Annotated in this window: 20 protein-coding genes and 1 pseudogene; 14 read left to right on the top strand and 7 right to left on the bottom strand. The window is 60.0% G+C overall.

Going from position 1 to position 18,940, the window contains the following annotated elements; translation table 11 throughout:
• Nucleotides 1-43: 43 nt before the first annotated feature.
• From K5E40_RS31865 to K5E40_RS31855, 3 genes are all read left to right on the top strand, one after another.
• Complete coding sequence (locus K5E40_RS31865) at nt 44-928, top strand: LysR substrate-binding domain-containing protein (protein ID WP_221734154.1); 885 nt, start codon at nt 44-46, stop codon at nt 926-928.
• Nucleotides 929-1,027: 99 nt separating this feature from the next.
• Complete coding sequence (aguA, locus tag K5E40_RS31860) at nt 1,028-2,143, top strand: agmatine deiminase (protein WP_221734153.1); 1,116 nt, start codon at nt 1,028-1,030, stop codon at nt 2,141-2,143.
• 2 nt (nt 2,144-2,145) lie between these two features.
• Complete coding sequence (locus tag K5E40_RS31855; RefSeq protein ID WP_221734152.1) at nt 2,146-3,243, top strand: extracellular solute-binding protein; 1,098 nt, start codon at nt 2,146-2,148, stop codon at nt 3,241-3,243.
• 93 nt (nt 3,244-3,336) lie between these two features.
• On the opposite strand, the gene K5E40_RS31850 is transcribed toward K5E40_RS31855, so the two are convergent.
• From K5E40_RS31850 to K5E40_RS31840, 3 genes are read right to left on the bottom strand one after another with little or no spacing between them, the layout of a single operon-like run.
• On the bottom strand, nt 3,337-3,954 hold the full coding sequence (locus K5E40_RS31850; protein WP_221734151.1) for a DNA-3-methyladenine glycosylase: 618 nt from the start codon (nt 3,952-3,954) through the stop codon (nt 3,337-3,339).
• A gap of 1 nt (nt 3,955) precedes the next feature.
• Nucleotides 3,956-4,753: an isocitrate lyase/phosphoenolpyruvate mutase family protein gene (locus K5E40_RS31845; protein ID WP_221734150.1), complete on the bottom strand. Its 798-nt coding sequence runs from the start codon at nt 4,751-4,753 to the stop codon at nt 3,956-3,958.
• 31 nt (nt 4,754-4,784) lie between these two features.
• On the bottom strand, nt 4,785-5,867 hold the full coding sequence (locus K5E40_RS31840; protein ID WP_221734149.1) for a bifunctional transcriptional activator/DNA repair enzyme AdaA: 1,083 nt from the start codon (nt 5,865-5,867) through the stop codon (nt 4,785-4,787).
• A 109-nt stretch (nt 5,868-5,976) separates the two neighbouring features.
• On the opposite strand from K5E40_RS31840, the gene K5E40_RS31835 reads away from it, so the two are divergent.
• The 4 genes from K5E40_RS31835 to K5E40_RS31820 all read left to right on the top strand — a co-directional run bounded on the left by K5E40_RS31835 (nt 5,977) and on the right by K5E40_RS31820 (nt 10,202).
• A complete protein-coding gene (locus tag K5E40_RS31835; RefSeq protein WP_221734148.1) occupies nt 5,977-6,390 on the top strand; it encodes a VOC family protein in 414 nt (137 codons plus the stop codon).
• A 292-nt stretch (nt 6,391-6,682) separates the two neighbouring features.
• Nucleotides 6,683-7,297 carry a biliverdin-producing heme oxygenase gene (locus K5E40_RS31830; RefSeq protein WP_221734147.1) on the top strand — a complete coding sequence of 205 codons (615 nt, stop codon included), beginning with the start codon at nt 6,683-6,685 and terminating at the stop codon, nt 7,295-7,297.
• Nucleotides 7,294-9,531: an ATP-binding protein gene (locus K5E40_RS31825; RefSeq protein ID WP_221734146.1), complete on the top strand. Its 2,238-nt coding sequence runs from the start codon at nt 7,294-7,296 to the stop codon at nt 9,529-9,531. Before K5E40_RS31830 ends, K5E40_RS31825 begins: the two co-directional genes overlap by 4 nt.
• Nucleotides 9,532-9,614: 83 nt before the next feature.
• Nucleotides 9,615-10,202, top strand: coding sequence for a LysE family translocator (locus tag K5E40_RS31820; protein WP_221734145.1), 588 nt, complete (start codon nt 9,615-9,617; stop codon nt 10,200-10,202).
• Nucleotides 10,203-10,223: 21 nt separating this feature from the next.
• Here K5E40_RS31820 and K5E40_RS31815 read toward each other — a convergent pair whose 3' ends face one another.
• Nucleotides 10,224-11,057, bottom strand: a complete 834-nt coding sequence (locus tag K5E40_RS31815) for an AraC family transcriptional regulator (protein WP_221734144.1) — start codon at nt 11,055-11,057, stop codon at nt 10,224-10,226.
• Nucleotides 11,058-11,092: 35 nt separating this feature from the next.
• Nucleotides 11,093-11,224, bottom strand: a pseudogene (locus K5E40_RS31810) (VOC family protein); the annotation flags it as partial.
• Between the two features lie 163 nt (nt 11,225-11,387).
• Between K5E40_RS31810 and K5E40_RS31805 the strand changes: the two are divergent.
• A complete protein-coding gene (locus tag K5E40_RS31805) occupies nt 11,388-11,639 on the top strand; it encodes a transmembrane sensor/regulator PpyR (RefSeq protein ID WP_221734143.1) in 252 nt (83 codons plus the stop codon).
• A gap of 27 nt (nt 11,640-11,666) precedes the next feature.
• Here the strand turns inward: K5E40_RS31805 and K5E40_RS31800 are convergent, their stop codons facing one another.
• A complete protein-coding gene (locus tag K5E40_RS31800) occupies nt 11,667-12,335 on the bottom strand; it encodes a bifunctional 2-polyprenyl-6-hydroxyphenol methylase/3-demethylubiquinol 3-O-methyltransferase UbiG (RefSeq protein WP_221734142.1) in 669 nt (222 codons plus the stop codon).
• 113 nt (nt 12,336-12,448) lie between these two features.
• Nucleotides 12,449-12,814, bottom strand: coding sequence for a DUF6124 family protein (locus tag K5E40_RS31795; protein WP_221734141.1), 366 nt, complete (start codon nt 12,812-12,814; stop codon nt 12,449-12,451).
• Between the two features lie 563 nt (nt 12,815-13,377).
• Here K5E40_RS31795 and K5E40_RS31790 point away from each other — a divergent pair.
• The 6 genes from K5E40_RS31790 to map all read left to right on the top strand — a co-directional run bounded on the left by K5E40_RS31790 (nt 13,378) and on the right by map (nt 18,755).
• The gene (locus K5E40_RS31790; protein WP_149658307.1) at nt 13,378-13,833 is read left to right on the top strand and encodes a (2Fe-2S)-binding protein; all 456 of its coding nucleotides are present in this window, start codon (nt 13,378-13,380) and stop codon (nt 13,831-13,833) included.
• A 20-nt stretch (nt 13,834-13,853) separates the two neighbouring features.
• A complete protein-coding gene (locus tag K5E40_RS31785; protein WP_221734140.1) occupies nt 13,854-16,016 on the top strand; it encodes a xanthine dehydrogenase family protein molybdopterin-binding subunit in 2,163 nt (720 codons plus the stop codon).
• Nucleotide 16,017: 1 nt separating this feature from the next.
• Nucleotides 16,018-16,596 (top strand): hypothetical protein, encoded by a 579-nt coding sequence (locus K5E40_RS31780; RefSeq protein ID WP_221734139.1) that lies wholly within the window; start codon nt 16,018-16,020, stop codon nt 16,594-16,596.
• A 63-nt stretch (nt 16,597-16,659) separates the two neighbouring features.
• Nucleotides 16,660-17,625, top strand: coding sequence for a sensor domain-containing diguanylate cyclase (locus K5E40_RS31775; RefSeq protein ID WP_221734138.1), 966 nt, complete (start codon nt 16,660-16,662; stop codon nt 17,623-17,625).
• Between the two features lie 114 nt (nt 17,626-17,739).
• Nucleotides 17,740-17,967, top strand: a complete 228-nt coding sequence (locus K5E40_RS31770; RefSeq protein WP_221734137.1) for a ParD-like family protein — start codon at nt 17,740-17,742, stop codon at nt 17,965-17,967.
• Nucleotides 17,964-18,755, top strand: coding sequence for a type I methionyl aminopeptidase (map, locus tag K5E40_RS31765; RefSeq protein WP_221734136.1), 792 nt, complete (start codon nt 17,964-17,966; stop codon nt 18,753-18,755). The genes K5E40_RS31770 and map overlap by 4 nt, the downstream gene beginning before the upstream one ends.
• The last annotated feature ends 185 nt before the right edge of the window (nt 18,756-18,940 follow it).

Genomic DNA, 18,940 nt, shown 5'->3' with positions numbered 1-18,940 from the left:
GCGCTGCCGGTCAGCATGGCCCACAAAAAACGGATCTATTTCCATGCGACGACTTCCCTCATTGGCCGCCCTGCGCACGTTTGAATGCGCCGCCCGCCACGCGCATTTCGGTCGAGCGGCGGCGGAGTTGTGTGTCACCGACAGCGCCGTCAGCCACCAGATTCGCCAGCTCGAAGAACAGTTCGGCGTGTCGCTGTTTATCCGCGAAGGCCGACAGATTCGTCCGACCATCGCTGCCGGACGCCTGATGCAAAGCCTGCAGCAGGCCTTCGAACTGATCGGCGACGCTTGCGACGAACTGCGTGACCCGTCCTCGCTCGCCGTGTTGCGTCTGGCGGTGACGGCCGAACTTGCGCAAAAGTGGCTGATGAGTCGCCTCACCGATTTCTATGCGCGCTACCCGCACATCACTTTGCACCTCTATGAACAACCCATCGACGCGAGTGCACCGGGCGAGGACATCGACCTGGCGATCACTTACGGCACTGGTCCGGTGGACAGCAGCGCCTACTTCGTCCGGCCTTTGCCCGACCTGCAATTCTTCCCGGTGTGCAGCCCTGGTCTGTTCAATCAGGGCAGTCTGAAAACGCCCAAGGACCTGACGCGCCACTGCTTGTTGCACGACGACCAGGACGGCAAGACCTGGACCGCATGGCTGACCAGCCACGCCGGCGATCAGCGCCCGGAGCGTCAGCTGTATTTCGCCCATGCCGGGTTGGCGCTGGAGGCCGCCGCGCAAGGGCAGGGCGTGGCGATGGGCGACAACCTCACCGCGCAGGAAGATTTGCAGAGTGGCCGACTGGTGCGGCCCTTCACATCGAGCATGACGGCCCTGGGCCAATACGCGCTGGTTTGCGAGCGCTTGCGGCTGGAGCGTCCGGCTGTGGCGCAGATGCTGGAATGGTTCAACGATCAACTGGCCGATTGATGAGTTGAATTCAACTGTTCCGCAATAATCATCGTTGGCGGGCCCACGCCCTGCGACCTTAGCCTGTGGTCATTCCCATCCCGAAGACGAGGTTTGACCATGGCACGTTTGCTCGATTCCACCCCCAAACACGACGGCTTCCGTCTGCCTGGCGAATTCGAAGCCAAGTCCGGCTGCTGGCTCGGCTGGCCGGAGCGCACCGATGTCTGGCGCAACGGCGCCAAGCCTGCGCAGAAAGTCTGGGTGCAGATCGTCACCGCCATCTCCCACAGCGAGCCAGTCACCGTGTGTGCCAGCGCCGCGCAATTCGCCACCGCCCGCCGCCAGTTGCCACCCCAGGTGCGCGTGGTCGAGATGACCTGCAACGACACCTGGTTCCGCGACAGTGGCCCGTGTTTTGTGGTCAATGATCAGAGTGGCGAAGTGCGCGGCGTCGATTTCGAATTCAATGCCTATGGCGGACTCGACGGCGGGCTGTATTACCCGTGGGACAAAGACGACCAGATCGCCAGCAAGATCCTTGAGATCGAGCGTTTCGACCGCTACCGCGCGCCGTTGATTGCCGAGCTCGGCGGGATTCAGAGCGACGGCCAGGGCAGCATCCTCACCACCGAACAGTGTCTGCTCAACCGCAATCGCAACCAGCATCTGGGCAAGGACGAAGTCACCCGGCGCCTGACCGATTACCTCGGTGCCGAACAGGTGATATGGCTGCCACGCGGGTGCAAGTTCGATGAAACCGATGGCCATGTCGACGACCTCGCCTGTTTCGTTCGTCCCGGCGAAGTGGTCTTGCAGTGGACCGACAACCGTGACGATCCGCAGTGGGAAATCTACCAGGAAGCCTACGATATCCTGCGCAGCACCCGCGACAGCCGTGGCCGTGAGTTGATCGTGCACAAACTGCCGCAACCGGACGTGCTCGAATGGACCGCCGAAGAGGCCGAGGGTCTCGATCAGCAGGACAGTACCCACACCCGTCAGGCTGGCACGAAAATCTGTGCGTCGTACATCAACTATTACGCTGGCAATAGCTCGATCGTGGTGCCGCTGTTCGGTGATCGTAACGATCAAGTGGCGCTGGCGACGCTGGCCGAATTGTTCCCGCAGCACAAAATCGTCGGCATCGAAAACTCCCGGGAAATCCTCCTCGGCGGCGGCAACGTCGCGTGCATCACCATGCCGCAATACGCCGTCCTGAAAAAAGGAGCCTGAGCATGGGCCTGCACAAACTGACTCAAGCGTTAATGCTGGTGCTTGCACCCCTGTGTGTGCAGGCCGCCGACACCGCCAAACCGGTGGTTAATCTGTACATCTGGGGCGAATACCTGGCCCCGGATACGTTGAAGAATTTTGAGGCGAAAACCGGCATTCGTGTGGTGGCCGATCACTTTGATTCGCTGGAAACCGTCGAAACCAAACTGCTCACCGGACGCAGCGGTTATGACCTGGTATTGACCGCCGGCCAGCACTTGTCGCGGGCCATCCGGAGCGGCGCGATACAGCCGCTGGACAAGGCCCGAGTGCCGCATTTCGCCGGAGTGGGTGAGGAGTTTCGCCAGCACATGGCGGTGTTCGATCCGGGCAATCGTTATGCAGGGATCTACGCTTGGGGCACCACCGGTGTGGGTTATCAGGAAGAGGCGATCAAACAGCGTCTGCCCGATGCGCCGACAGACAGTTGGGCCATGCTGTTCGATCCTGCGGTGGTGTCGAAATTCGCCGATTGCGGGGTCAGTCTGCTCAACGATCCCAACGAAGTGTTCGCCGCCGTCATGAAGTACATGGGGCTGGACATCAACCGGCAGAATCTCGATGACTTGAAATTGGCCGAGCAGCAACTGGCGAAGATCCGCCCGCACATTCGTTACTTCGACAATGACCTGAACATCAGCGACCTGGCCAATGGCAACACCTGTGTGGCGATGTCATGGAACGGCAACGTCGCCATCGCCGCGGGGCAGGCGCAGGCAGCCAACAAGCCGTTTACGCTGAGTTACCGGATACCGAAACAGGGCACACTGATCTGGTTCGACGCCATGGTCATTCCCAAGGATGCGCCGCATCCGCAGGCCGGGCTCGCGTTGATGGACTACTTGATGACCCCCGAGGTGATTGCGCCGATCACCGACACCATTCACTACGCCAATGCGATTACTGCGGCCGATGGATTGGTCGATGCGGCGATTCGTCATGATCCGGGGACGTATCCGTCTGCCCAGGTCCGGGCTTCGCTGTACAGCAAGAATGACAATGGCAAGGCGTTCAATCGGGCGTTGATTCGGGCATTCAGCCGTTTGAAGTCTGGCCTGTAAATCGACTGACGCCTTCGCGAGCAGGCTCGCTCCCACAGGGAACTGCATTTCAAATGTGGGAGCGGGCTTGCTCGCGAAGAACGATAACGCAGTCTACGATTTGGGCACCCGCCACAAATACCACGCGGCCACCGTCCGAAACGGACGCCAGTTCAACCCAATCTCAACCATCTGCTTGCGTGTTGGCTGCACCTCCAACCTCTTCAAACGTCGATACCCCTCACGCACACCAAAGTCGTCCGCCGGCAAAATGTCCATCCGTTCCAGACTGTAGATCAGCAGCATCTCCACCGTCCAGCGCCCGACCCCGCGCAGGCTGACCAGCCGCTCGATCAGCGCTTCATCATCCATCGCCAACGCCGTGGCGTAATCCGGCACCACGCCGTCCAGCGTGGCTTGGGCGATGCCCTGAATCGTCGCAATCTTGCCCGCCGAAAACCCGCAGCCACGGATGCGATCAAAATCGGTCGCAAGCATCTGCTCAGGTCGAGGAAACGATTGCCCGGGAAACAACCCGACCAATCGCCCGACAATCGCATCCCCGGCCTTGGCATGCAGTTGCTGATAGGCAATCGAGCGCACCAGCGATTCGTAGGGATCCCGCGCTGGATGCGGTTGATGCAGGCAAGGCCCGACAGCGGCGATGTGCAGTTGCCAGTCGGTGTCGAGTGCGGCCAGAAAATCACTGGCCGCTTGATAGGTCGACGCCATGCTATTTCAGCAAGTCATTGACTTCGCCATAGGTGAACGCCTTCAGGTCGTGGGTATCGAGTTTGCCGGTGGCGAGGAAACTGTTCACCAGCCCGCCCATCGCGCCGTAAAGGAATTCGGCGATCCCGGAGCCGGCGCTCAAACGGCGCACCCCCAGCACTTGCAGCGTCTCAGGTGGGGGCAGGCTGGCGAAGCCCAGTACGTTGACCGGCAGTGTCGTGCCCTGGCAGATGGCGTCGATTTCATAGGCGGCCGTGACACCCGCAGCAAACAGGCCGTCGGCGCCCGCGGATTGATACAGCGCGGCGCGGCGCAAGGTTTCGGTGACGCGCTCGTCAGCCGGTACCAAGCCTTTGAGATAAACGTCGGTGCGGGCATTGATGAACAACTTCACATCGCGTTTTTTGGCGACCTGTCGCGCCCGTTCAATCTTGCGCGCCAGCAGTTCCGGGTCGGCGGAACCGTCCTCGATATTGATCCCGACGGCGCCGGCGGCTATCACCGCATCAAGCACTTCAGCCACCCGCCCCAAGTCATCGGAGTAGCCGGCCTCGACGTCCACGGTCAACGGCACGCTGATCACCCGAGCGATGGATTGCACTGTTGCAACCAGACGCTCAAGGGGCAGGGCGTTGCCGTCCGGGTAGCCATGAGCCCAAGCGACCGCAGCGCTGCTGGTAGCAACGGCTCTGCCACCCAGATGTTCGACCAGTCGCGCACCCGTGGCGTCGGCGACGTTGGCCAGAATCAACAGATCTTGCTGGTGCAACTGGTGAAACCGAGTGGCGAGCGTGTTCATCGAAATCCCTTTTGCTGACGGTGTCGAATCGTTAGAAAAGCAAAGGTTGCTTGAGTTGTAGCGCCGCGTTTTCGAGCCTCAGCAGAAAGGCTTTGCGTGGCTGCCCGCCACCATACCCGGTGAGCGAGCCATCCGCGCCGATCACCCGATGACAAGGCACCACAATGGCCAGACGGTTGTGCCCATTGGCCAGGCCGACCGCGCGACTGGCGCCGGGTTTGCCCAAACCGGCAGCAATCGCGCCGTAGGTGGTGGTGTGGCCGTAGGGGATTTGCAGCAGTGCCGACCAGACCTGCCGGGCGAACTCGCTGCCGGGCAGGTGCAACGGTACGCTGAACGTGCTGAGGTTGCCTGCAAAGTAGTCGGCCAGTTGTTGTTCGATTTGCTGTAGCGGCGCGTTGTGCCCCGGTGCGACCGCATAGCCATATCGACTCTGCAACTCTTCGACTTCCCGCGTCAGCGCTGGCCGATCAAGAAACTCCAGCAACACCAGCCCACGGCGCTCAGCCATGGCAATCATCGGCCCCAGCGGTGTGGTCAGGCGTGTGAACAGCAACGGCTCGCTGTTGGCCGCGCGACCGGGAGTGATGTGGAACGACTTCTGGAACGCATCACGAAAACCGCTCAGCGATTCATAGCCGGAGTCGAACGCCGCGTGGTCGATGGAGGTGCCTTGCTTGATGCCGCCCAGCGCCATGCCGAGTCGGCGGGTGCGCAGCCACGCATGGAAGGTCATACCGAAATGCTGCTTGAACCAGCGCCGCAATTTCAGCGGCTCGATGCCTTCGGCGAGCAGTTGCGCATCGCTCCAGCGCACCTCCGGATCGGCATCCACGGCTTTGAGCAAGCTTTGCACCCAGTCCGGCGCAATGGCCGCCGCGTCCAGCGGTTTGCAGCGCAGACAGGCGCGATAACCGGCGGACATGCACTCGTCGGCGTGGGCGAAGAATTCGACGTTTTCAGGTTTCGGCTTGCGCGCCGTGCAACTGGGGCGGCAGAAGATACCGGTGGTTTTCACGGCCGTGAAGAACACGCCTTCATAAGCAGTGTCGCGTTCGAGCATGGCGCGAACCATCTCGGCGTGGGGCGGCAGGACAGTGGTTAGTATGTTCATGGCGTGAGAGTAAAACCAGTTTGTCGATGGCTCCACCGAAAAATCGACAGTGAATTTTTTTATATTTGCACCACAATCACCGGGTCGCTGAATGTGAGGAATCAAACCCATGCAACCGTTCGTCATCCAACACATCGATCACATCGTGCTGCGCGTTGCGGACCTGCAACGCAGCATCGACTTCTACGGCCAGGTGTTCGGCGCCGAAGTGGTCAAACGTAACGAACCGCTGGGTTTGGTGCACTTGCGTGCCGGCACCTCAATGATCGACCTGGTCGACCTGCAAGGCGAACTTGGCCGCAAGGGCGGCGGGGCGGCCGGGGCCGAGCGGCGCAACGTCGATCACTTCTGCCTGCGCATCGAACCGTTCGATGAAGACGCGCTGACTGCGCATTTGCAGTCTTTCGGGCTGACCGTGGAAAAAGCCGCCACCCGTTTCGGTGCCGAGGGCTATGGCCTGTCACTGTACTGCTTTGATCCGGACGGCAATCAGGTCGAACTCAAAGGCCCGTGCGAGATTTAAGCGCGTATCGCCTTCAACAGCGCGGAAGTTGCCGTCGACAACTGCCTGCGCAACAACGGTCGCAGGGCTTGGCGAACTATTTACCCATCGCTGTCGTGGTACCGCGGGCAGGGGCGTTGGTCATTCCGGTCGAACTTTCCGGATACCGAACCGCTCTGAAACAATCTGAGGCGCCCCTTTTGGCGGAAAAATTGATCCTTGCGGTCAGAAAAAGCGATTGGCGTGTAAGATTTCGCCCAATGTTTCTCGAACCCTCGCCTGGCCCCAAGTGGCCCCACCAAGAGCGATCTACATGCAAGCAAAGCCCCGTGAGGTTTATGTACCACCGGTGTTGCAAGACCTACGAGCCGGGACTGCCGAGTTGCATATCGCGCTGGAAAAGCGTCTGCCTTTTTTCTCCGACGCCCTTGATGTGCCCGCCTTTAAACGGCTGATGCAGGCCTATTACGGCTTTTATTTACCGCTGGAAAGCGCGTTGCGGGACAGTGATGCGATTCCCGCCGATTTCGATCTGTCACCACGCCTCAAAGCCCAGACACTGCACAGCGACCTGAAAGCCTTGGGGGATTGCGCGGCGGCGATGAACAGCTTGCCGATGTGCCAGCGATTGCCACTGATCGACTCAAGCGCCGCCAGCCTTGGCGTGTTGTACGTGCTTGAAGGTGCGACCCTGGGCGGGCAGATTCTGCGCCGGGAAATCGCCAGCCGTTTGGGCCTTGAAGCGCAAAACGGTGCAGCGTTTCTTGATGTTTACGGCGCCGCCACCGGTCGCCGCTGGCGCGAGTTCATTGAATACCTGGGCAGTCGCCCAATGCCCACCGCCGAACGCGAAGCCGTTGTGCTGGCGGCGCAAAACACATTCAGCTGTTTCGAGCGCTGGCTCGATAGCCGGGAGGTACTGGCATGAGCCCGCAAGACAAAGAAGCTTTTGAAAAACTGTTGGACAACTGTGCCGACGAGCCTATTCGTTTCCCTGGCGCCATCCAGCCCCACGGTTTGTTGCTGACCCTGAGCGAGCCTGCACTGAACATCATTCAGGTCAGCGCCAACGTCGACACCTTGCTGGCCCGCACACCAGAGAATCTGATCGGCCTGCCGCTGGAGCACCTGATTGGCGACGCGCCTGCCGAGACCGTGCGCCAAGCGTTGCTGCAATCGGCATTCTTCGATGCACCGCCGCTGCATTTCCAACTCAATGGCACAGCGTTCGAAGGTCTGCTGCACCGCCATCAAGGCGTGCTGATTCTGGAGCTGGAAATCCACGTCGAAAACTTCCAGCCGCGCAACGTTGCCGGCAAACCGACCCACCTGGGGCGGATGCTTCAGCGCTTGCAAGCAGCCACCACGCTGCAGGCGCTGTACGACATCAGCGTCAAGGAAATCCAGGCCATGACCGGTTACGACCGGGTGCTGATTTACCGTTTCGAGGAGGAAGGGCACGGCCAGGTGATCGCCGAAGCCTCATCGCCGTCGATGGAAGTGTTCAACGGCCTGTTCTTCCCGGCCTCCGACATTCCCGAGCAGGCTCGCGAGTTGTACCGCACCAATTGGCTGCGGATCATCCCTGACGCTGACTATCAGCCAGTGCCGCTGGTGCCGAAGCTGCGTCCCGATACGCAGACACCCCTGGACCTGAGCTTCGCCACCCTGCGTAGCGTGTCGCCGATCCACTGTCAGTACATGAAGAACATGGGCGTGCTGTCATCGATGAGCATCTCGTTGCTCAAAGGCGACAAACTGTGGGGTCTGATCAGTTGCGGCAACCGTCAGCCGCTGCACGTTCCACACGACCTGCGCATGGCTTGCCAGACTATCGGTCAGGTTCTGTCACTGCAGATCAGTGCGATGGAAGCGCTGGAACTCAGCCGCCAGCGTGAAGAAAAGGTCGACGCATTGGCGTCGCTCAATCAGGCGATGATCGACTCGCCGCAAAATGTTTTCGACGGTTTGGCGAGCCAGCCGCAAGTGCTCATGGCGCTGACCAACGCTGGTGGTATCGCCATCATCGAAGACAATCAGTTGCACCGTTACGGTAGCTGCCCGGAACCGGAAGAAATCCGCGCGCTGCACAAATGGCTGCAAGGCACCGGTGAGCCGGTATTTGCCAGCCATCACCTGGCCAGCGTTTACCCGCCAGCCGCGCACTATCAACAGGTGGCCAGCGGTGTGCTTGCCATGAGCCTGCCAAAACCGGTGGATAACGGCGTGCTGTGGTTCCGTCCGGAGGTTAAAGAAAACATCAACTGGAGCGGCGACCCTCACAAGCCGCTGGATCTGGAAAACTCCGACGCTGGTTTGCGGCTGCGTCCGCGTACCTCGTTCGAAATCTGGAAAGTCGAGATGGCCGGTATCTCCACCAAGTGGAGCCATGGCGATCTGTTCGCCGCCAACGATCTGCGCCGTTCGGCGCTGGAAAATGACTTGGCCCGACAGGTGCGCCGTGAGCAAGAAGCAGTGCGCGCCCGTGATGAACTGGTCGCAGTGGTGTCGCACGACCTGCGCAACCCGATGACGGTTATCTCGATGCTCTGCGGCATGATGCACAAGGCTTTCAGCTCCGACGGCCCGCACACCTCGCGCCGAATCTCCACGGCTATCGACACCATGCAACAGGCCGCCGGTCGCATGAACACGTTGCTGGAAGACCTGCTAGACACCTCGAAAATCGACGCCGGACGCTACGTCATCACGCCACAGAAACTCGATGTCGGGCAGATATTCGAAGAGGCGCAAGCATTGCTCGCACCTTTGGCACTGGATAAGGACATCAGCATTTCCTTCGAGGCAGACCCCGATCTGCGCATCCACGCCGACCCCGAGCGATTGTTTCAAGTGCTGTCGAATCTGGTCGGCAATGCGATCAAATTCACCCCGCGCCTGGGCACGGTCGGCGTCCATGCCAAATTGGTGGGCAATGAAATTGTCTTCACCGTGCGTGACAGCGGCGAGGGGATTCCCAGGGAAAACCTGCCCCATGTATTCGACCGTTACTGGACAGTGAAAGAGGGCAATCCGACGGGCTCAGGCCTGGGTTTGTACATCACCCAAGGCATCGTCGAGGCGCATGGCGGGCGCATCGTTGCCGAGAGTGAGCCGGGGCAGGGCAGTGAGTTCCGCTTCACGGTGCCGCGTCTGGATTGATCGCAGGGGCATTTTCTTCAATACCGTGGTCAGGGCGCTGGTTACCGTGGGCGCCTTGTTCCTTGGTTTGCAGCAGGTGTGCGATGAGTCTGATTGTTTCGATGGCGGCGTTTGCCCTGGCCGCATCCATTACCCCCGGCCCGGTCAACATCGTGGCGTTGAGTTCCGGCGCGCAGTTCGGCTTTCGGGCCAGTCAGCGGCATGTCGCTGGGGCTACATTGGGCTTTGTCCTGTTGCTGGTGCTGATGGGCTTGGGGCTGCATGAAGTGCTCAAACTCTGGCCATTCATGACCCGCGTCGTACAACTCGCCGGGGTGGCGTTTCTGCTGTTCATGGCCTGGAAGCTGGCCTGCGATAACGGGCAGTTGAATACCGATGACTCGGGCCGCGCACCTTCGATGCTCTACGGTGCGGTGATGCAGTGGCTCAACCCGAAAGCCTGGCTGGCCTGCGTGGCCGGCATGGGCGCGTTTGTCGCCGATGGCGAGGCGCGGCTGGTCTGGCAGTTTGCGGCGGTGTATCTGGTGATCTGCTATGTGTCGGTGGGCTGCTGGGTGTATGCCGGGACGTTCTTGCGCGGCTATCTGGGCAACCCGGCGGGGATGCGCCTGTTCAACAGGCTGATGGCGGGGTTGTTGGTGGTGAGTGCGATTTATCTGTTGTTGCCTTGAAATCCTCACAGGGGATTGCTGTCAGCCCCGATACTGCCCCGGCGTCGCCGCCAGATGCTGTTTGAACGCCCGTTGAAAGTGCGCTTGATCGGCAAACCCCGCCTCAAGCGCCACATCGGCAATCAGCCGTCCACTGCGCAACCGCTCGCGAGCGAACTGGATGCGCTGGTTGATCACAAACGCATGGGGCGTCATGCCGTAATGCTGCTTGAAGGCGCGGATCAGGTACGACGGCGACAACTGCGCGGCGAGGCAAATGTCATCGAGGCTCAGCAGATCGGTGCAGTGTTCGCGGATGTAATCGGCGGCACGTTCAAGCTTGAAATTCGGCTCGCGCGATGGCTGTTCAACCGGGTTCAGGCGCAATTGCAGATTCGTGAAAAACTCGACCGCAGCGCTCTGTTTTCGCAGCACATCCTGTTGCCCGTCGACGAGAATTTCGTATAACCCCTCGAGATCGCGGAACAGGCCGGCATCGTTGAGATGAGTGGTCGCAAACCGGCGAAACTCAAGCTCGGGACTGAAGCCCAGTTGATGTTGCAAATCGGTTAGCCATGGCGTTTCGACGTACAGCATCAGGTATGACCACGGCTGATCATCGATCGGATTGCAGGCGTGCACATCACCGGGGTTCATCAACACCACGGTGCCGGCGGCGACTTCGAACTGCGCCTGTTCATGCGCATATGTGCTGCGCCCGGCGGTAATCGCCCCGATGGAGAAGTGCGCATGAGAATGCCGCGCATAACAAACCTCGCGACCATCGGCGATGGCCCGGGCTTCGATGAAGGGCAGGGCCTCGTCGCGCCAGAAACGCGGGGCTTTTTCAGGGTTTTTCGCGGCAGCGTGTTTCATCGACGTCGTTCCCGGCAGGCCAGCGCCCGAGTGTATTAGCTCTGGCCGGCAAAGGCTCGTTCCAGTTCGGCAATGTCGAGTTTTTTCAGGGTGTACATGGCCTGCATCGCCCGCTGGGATTTGCGGGTGTCCGCATCCCGCATCATGTGCATGAACGCCACCGGTACGCGGTGTAGTCGTAATGACATCATTGGACGTCGAAATGACTCTTTAATGGTTGTGTCAAATTGACTCTATTTGTCTCAAGATTCTGATTTTATTGGGGGGAGAATCTGGCACGAGAATTGGAGTACTCAACGTACCCACTGAATTGCTCAGGAGTACGACGCCATGTTCACCTTCTTCGAAAATCCACTGAACGTTCTGCAACTGTCGAGCAAAATCCTCGTCGCCGGCCTGATCATGCTGCTGGTCGGCATCTACGGCGCCTACCTCTACGATGGCCACATGCCGATCGCGCTGTTGGTAGTGATGCACGCCATGACCATCATTGGGCCAACCCTGCTGAAAGTCGGCTATGTGATGCGCCTTTTGGCGCAATACCGCCTCCGTGGCCCGCTGCTGATCCAGCAAGCACTGTAAAACCCTGTGGGAGCTGCGTGACTGAAACTAGCGCCGCTCAGCCACCATCAGCAACGACTGCGGTACAGGGCTTTGCGGATGCTGTGGTTCTTGCAGTGCGGCCAACTGGAAACCTGCCATGTCGAGCGCATTGATCCAGCTCGACAGCGTGCGGAAATACCACGGCATCGGCTGCCACTGGCCTTCGAACCCGGCGAAGGTCTCTTGCCGCCAACCGTCCTGATAATCGCCCGCCGCGACGGCCCACGGGTGCAGCGTCTGGATAACCAGCACACCGCCGGGCACCAGCAAGGCGTTCATCGCCGCGAGCAGCGGGATGATGTCCTGATGCAACAGAGAGAAATTGGCGCAGATCAGGTCATAGTCGCGACCCATATCTACCGTGCCCTCAACCAGCGCTTCATAGCTGGCGACCTGCACGGGCGAAGCACCGGCCAAACGCGCCGCTTCAACCAATGTCGCGTCGCCATCCACGCCCACCGCAGCAATGCCCCGATCCGCCAGTGCCCGCAATAACCAGCCTTCGCCACAACCCAGGTCGAGCACGCGCGCAGGTTGGCGGCCCATGATTGCCAGCAGAATCGCTTGATCGGTGACCTGCTGGCGGCTTTCGATGGCGCCGCTGCGGATCACTTCGATCCAAGCGTGGGCGTTGTCGTGCCAGCTCTGCAACAGGGTGGATTCAGGGGCAGGCATGTCGGTGTCCGGACAGTTGAGTGGAGGATGCCGTGCGCAAAGATCAGTATGGACGCCGGGTTCAAGATCGCCATGCAGGATGCACTGGCCCTGCATGGCGAACCGTGTGGTACCTACTGCGGCAGGCGCATTTTATCCAGCAATCGGTTGACCAATAGCTCGTTCAACATGATCACCTGTTGCAGCGCCAGCAGCGGTTTTCGCTCCGGGCCGCCCACCGAGTCGGCGATGTTACCGGCCATGGCATGAGCGTATGACAGCGACTCACAGGCTTCGACGAGCAGGGTTTCTTCATCCAGCGTGGGATCGACGAGATAGACGGGGCGAAACTTGGGCGAGCTTGGCGGGGCCGACAGTGCTTCGGGTCTGAGGTAGTAGTCGAGGGCGCGATCAGTCGCCTCTTTGACCTTCTTCGGGCAAAGGGCGGGGTCGTGTGGGACTGGATCGGTGTGCGGTGGGTTTGGCGTGATTTTGAACATAGATAAAGCTCCAATTTAAAAAATGGGAGCCATCACCCTCGCTACCAAACGGTGGGTGGCGGCCATGCGCAGGTTGGTAGACCGGTTAAATTGGGAAACCCGGCGCTCACGAATGAGCCCCACGCATGCCCACCATACAAAGCTATACCTCAAAAAAGAGACAGCATCGAAGGTGTCGCAACAACGACAATTTAAAGCGGGCTACCAAACCCGATCACTGTTTTGCAGTGACAGGGAAACGATACAACCCGCCCCACAGCCGTGTAAGCCGGCGGATTCTGGCGTACGCGTAGGTAACGGCGCAAGGTTTTGTAGCCTGTATGGCGTAACGCGGAGTGTCATTTAAACGCGCTCACGCAATGATGTTTACGCAGGGGAAATGTGGGTTAGCGAGAGTCTGCGACACCCTCACCATTCAGAGCACTCATGCATGACCGGTGGTCGCCGCATCTGGCCTAAAACGCAAATTGCGCTTAGCTCAATGGGATAAGCCCAAGCGCGCGCAGGCTTCGCGGCCGCAGCGACGCCCCTTCAGAACACCGTGAGTCTGAGGAAAATCCCCGATGCTGACCCTGAATATCAATGGCAAGGATCAGGCGCTCGATGTCCCCGCAGACATGCCGTTGCTCTGGGTTCTGCGTGATGTCGCGCACCTGACCGGTACCAAATTCGGCTGCGGCATGGCGCAGTGCGGCGCCTGTACCGTGCATGTCGACGGTGCGCCGTTGCGCGCCTGTATCACCCCGGCCACCGCCGTCGCCCATGGGCAGAAAATCCTCACCATCGAAGGTCTGTCCACGGACGGTTCGCACCCGGTGCAACAGGCCTGGGCCGAACTCGATGTGGTGCAGTGCGGTTATTGTCAGTCCGGGCAGATCATGTCCGCCGCAGCCCTATTGGCGAAAATCCCCAAACCCACCGACAGCGATATCGATCAGGCGCTCTCCGGCAATATCTGTCGTTGCGGCACTTATCCAAGAATTCGCGCAGCGGTCAAACGCGCGGCCGAGATCGGTTGAACCTGACGGGGAGATAGACCATGAACAGTCCCGTATCGCGTCGGGGTTTTCTCAAGGGCAGCGCCTTGTTGGGCGGCGGTCTGGTGGTGGCGTTTGTCGTGCCAGGTGCCCATCGTTTTGCTTTGGCGGCGGAGAATGAAGGCAAGGTCTTTGCGCCCAATGCGTTCCTGCGCATTGCCGCCGACAACAGCGTCACCGTGTTGCTTGGGCATTCGGAGATGGGGCAGGGCATCTGGACGGGCCTGACCATGCTGATCGCCGAAGAGCTGGAGGCCGACTGGTCGAAGATTCGCGTCGAACACTCGCCAGCCTCGGCCGCCGATTACGGACTACCCGGTTTTGGCGGCATGCAGATTACCGGTGGCTCGACCTCGACCTGGATGGAGTTCGACCGCTATAGACTGGCCGGTGCCACGGCACGGCAGATGCTGGTTGAAGCGGCGGCCAAGCGTTTTGATGTGGCGCCTTCGACGATTCGCACCGAGTCGGGCGTGGTGATCGCTGGCGAAAAACGCGCGACTTACGGCGAGTTGGCGGACGCGGCCGGGCAACTGCCGGTGCCCGATCCGAAGTCGATCACGTTCAAAGAGGCCAAGGACTGGAGGGTCATCGGCAAACCCACCAAACGCCTCGACACCCCGGAGAAAATCACCGGTCGCGCCAAGTTCGGCATGGATGTGCAGTTTGAAGGGTTGATGACGGCGATGGTTGCCCGTGCGCCGGTATTTGATGCTCGCGTCAAATCCTTCGAGGGCGCCGAAGCGCTGGCGGTGCCGGGCGTGCATAAAGTGTTGCAGGTGCCGACGGGAGTGGCGGTGGTTGCCGACCATTACTGGGCGGCGAAGCTCGGTCGCGATGCGCTGAAGGTCGATTGGGATCTGGGGCCGCACGCGGATCTGAGCAGTGAAAAACTGCTTGAAAGCTTTCGTAAACTGGCTGCCACACCGGGCACTTCGGCCAGTCAGGCCGGGGATGCCAAGGGCAACTTCAGCAACGCGGTGAAGAAGATCGACGTCCAATACAGCGTGCCTTATCTGGCCCATGCGCCGATGGAACCGTTGAACTGCACGGTAAAAGTCAGCGCAGAGAAGTGTGAGATCTGGACGGGTACGCAGTTTCAGACGCTGGATCAGATGGTCGCCGGGAAAATCACCGGACTGAAACCCGAGCAGGTGGAAATCCACACCGAATTCCTCGGCGGCGGTTTTGGTCGTCGGGCCAATCCAACCTCCGATTTTGTGGCCGAAGCGGTGGAGGTGGCGAAAGCGGCGGGCATGCCGGTGAAAACCGTGTGGTCGCGGGAGGATGACATTCGCGGCGGTTATTACCGTTCGATGTTCCTGCACCAGGCGCGTATCGGGCTCGGTACCGATGGCATGCCGTTGAGCTGGCAGCATGTGCTGGTCGGGCAATCGATCATGACCGGTACACTGATGGAGGCGACGATGGTCAAGAACGGCATCGACCCGACGTCGGTTGAGGGCGTGGCCGACAGCCCTTACGTCAAAGGTCTGGCCCATCATCAGGTTGAACTGCATTCGCCGCAGACCGGGATCAATGTGCTGTGGTTACGCTCAGTGGGGCACAGCCACACCGGGTTTGTCATGGAGTCGTTGATCGACGAAATGGCCGCTGCGGCGGGCAAGGATCCGGTCGAATACCGACGCACGTTGCTCAAGGCGCATCCACGGCATCTTGGCGTGCTGAATCTGGCGGTGGAGAAGGCCAACTGGTCGGCGCCGCTGCCGGACGGTCATGCCTTGGGCGTGGCGGTACACGAATCGTTTGGCAGCTATGTGGCGCAGGTGGCCGAGGTTTCGCAGGACAATCTGGCTATTCGTGTGCATCGCGTGGTGTGTGCAGTGGATTGCGGGATCGCGGTCAATCCACAGAGCATCGCGGCGCAGATGGAGTCGTGCATCACCTTCGGTCTGGGCATGGCGCTGCACAGCAAACTCACGCTCAAGGACGGCATGGTCACGCAGTCCAACTATCACGACTATCAGGTGCTACGCCTCAACGAAATGCCGGTGGTTGAGGTGCATATCGTGCCCAGCCACGATAAACCCGGCGGCATCGGCGAGGCGGGTGTGCCGCCGACCGCACCGGCGGTGGCCAACGCCGTGTTTGCTTTGACCGGGCAGCGACTGCGCCAATTGCCGCTGCAATTGGCGGGGGTGTGAGATGAAACGACATCTGCTGTTGGGCGTACTGGTTTTGATGGGCGCAGGCGGGTACGCCTCGCAACTGTTCGCCGATGATCAGGAAGCCTTGAAGGCGTTCGGCACCATTCAAAAAGTATTCCAGAGCCCACGTTGCCAGAACTGCCACATTCCCGGGGATTCACCCTTGCAATTCGATGCCGGCACGCCCCACGCAATGAACGTGGTGCGGGGTCTGGACGGCAAGGGCGCCGCCGGTTTGCCGTGCGCAACGTGTCACGCCCAAAGCAATCCGCCAGCCAGTTACGGCCCCCATGCGCCTCCCGGTGCGCCGCATTGGAGCCTCCCGCCGGCGGCGCACAAAATGGCCTGGATTGGCCTGCCAGCGGACAAACTCTGCGCGATGATCAAGGACCGTTCGAGCAACGGTGATCGCGATTTTGCCGCGCTGATCAAACACGTCAGCGAGGACAAACTGGTGCTATGGGGCTGGAACCCCGGGGCAGGGCGTGCGCCGGTGCCGGTGCCCCACGACCTATTCGTGAACCAGTTCAAGCTCTGGGCCGATGCCGGCGGGCCGTGTCCGGTGGCGGGGGGATGAGAATCTGAGCCGTTGCTGAATTAGCGCTACGCTGAAGTGTATGGATGCCAATGGAGTGTGCGAATGCTGGTCCCAGGAAAAACCGCCAATGAAGACGCGCGCATTCAAGCGCTGCACGGACTCAACCTTCTCGATTCTGCTCCAGAGGAGCGTTTCGATCGACTGACGCGACTGGCCAGGCGCCTGTTCAATGTGCCAATTGCCCTGGTGACACTGGTCGACAAGGATCGGCAGTGGTTCAAGTCTTGTGTCGGGCTGGACGTCACTGAAACGCCGAGGGACATCTCATTCTGCGGTCATGTGATTCTCAAGGACGATTTGTTGCTGGTGCCCGACGCTCGCCAGGACGAGCGTTTCCATGACAACCCACTGGTCACCGGCGAACCGAACGTTCGTTTCTACGCCGGCTACCCGCTGACCGTGCCCAATGGCAACAAGATGGGCACGCTTTGCCTGATCGACACCAAACCCCGTGAACTCGATGACGAAGAACGTGCGCTACTGCGTGACCTGGCTGGTATGGCCGAGCAGGAGTTGATGGCGGTGCAGATCGCGAGCATGGACGAGTTGACGCTGTTGTCCAATCGCCGTGGGTTCATGCAGTTGGCCCAGCACGCGCTGGATGCTTGCGCACGGCTGAACAGGCCGGCGACGCTGCTTTTCTTCGACCTCAATGACTTCAAGCAGATCAACGATCTCTATGGTCATGCCGAGGGTGACAGTGCGCTCAAGACCTTTGCCGACGTGCTGCGCATTGCCTTTCGTGAGAGCGACGTGGTCGGGCGATTGGGCGGCGATGAATTTGTCGCCTTGCTGACAGGCTCCAGTCACATCGAAACCACGGCGATCATGGCGCGACTCAACGAGATTCTCCAGGAGCGCAACGCCATGTTGCAGCGTGGTTATGCGATTCGCTTCAGCGTCGGCCAGATCGAGTACGACGCCAAGCGCCATGACACCGTGGATCGGCTGCTGGCGGATGCCGATGGCGCGATGTATGCGCATAAGCAGGCGTTGAAGCGTGTCTGATTCAGATTAGTCATGCATTTGGGAATGGATTTTGTAGTCAATGTTCGGCGCAATAGTTTCGTTTACTCCGATGGCTAATATATGATCCATATACATTTCGTATCGGATTTTGCCATGGGCATCGTAAAGATTTCAGAAGACATGCACGAAAATCTGCGCATCTCCAGCAACGCCCTCAGCCGCTCGATCAACGCGCAGGCCGAGCACTGGATGCGCATCGGCATGCTTGCCGAGTTGCACCCCAACCTCGACCACAGCGCCATTTGCCGCTTGCTCATCCGCGCTGAGCAGAACGGTGGGCTGGATTTGCAAACACTGACTCAGGAAGCAGTCACCGCATGAGAAACCAGATCAAGATCAATACCCCGGCAGAGATCGCTCAATCGCGCGTCGCCGGCAAGCTCGCCGCCGACGTGCTGGCGATGCTGGTGCCGCACGTCAAGGCTGGCGTGACCACTGATGAACTGGATCGGCTGTGCAATGACTACATCGTCAACGTACAGAAAGCGGTTCCGGCCAATGTCGGTTATCACGGCTTTCCAAAAACCGTCTGCGCCTCGGTCAACGACGCGGTGTGCCACGGCATTCCATCGGGCACACCGTTGAAGGATGGCGACATCGTCAACCTCGACATCGCGGTGATCAAGAACGGTTGGTTCGGCGATACCAGCCGCATGTATGTGGTGGGTGAAGCGACGCCTGAGGCGCAGCACTTGATCAAGACCACTTACGACGCCATGTGCGCCGGCATTCGCACGGTGCGTCCGGGGGCTACCCTGGGTGATATCGGCCATGCGATCCAGAGCCTGGCGGAGAAGGAAGGCTTCAGTGTGGTGCGCGAGTATTGCGGGCACGGGATCGGCAAGGTCTACCACGATGAGCCGCAGATCCTGCATTACGGTTTTCCCAATCAGGGCATGAAGCTCAAGGCCGGGATGATTTTCACCATCGAACCGATGCTGAACGCGGGTAAGCGTCATGTGAAGAACATGCCGGATGGCTGGACTGTACTGACCAAGGACGGTTCGCTATCCGCGCAATGGGAGCACATGGTGGCGGTGACGGAGAGCGGATTTGAAGTGTTGACGGCGTGGCCGGATCAGATTGAGGGTTTTGCCCCGATTAACTGAGGGCCACCAAACCTGTGGCGGCGAACAAGCCCGCGCCCACCGTTTTGATCTGTGATGGACGATTTTTGGTGTTCGCCACAAATCCAGTGTGGGCGCGGGCTTGCTCGCGAAAGCGGTGTGTCAGTCAGCAGAGAGGTTGGCTGGGCTGACGCCTTCGCGAGCAAGCCCGCTCCCACGGTTTTGAT

Origin of the sequence: Pseudomonas baetica (genome assembly GCF_019733355.1) — a bacterium.
Taxonomy (GTDB): domain Bacteria; phylum Pseudomonadota; class Gammaproteobacteria; order Pseudomonadales; family Pseudomonadaceae; genus Aquipseudomonas; species Aquipseudomonas baetica_A.
The sequence above is the reverse complement of the archived record's forward strand: the minus strand, read 5'-3'. Positions and strand labels throughout refer to the sequence as shown.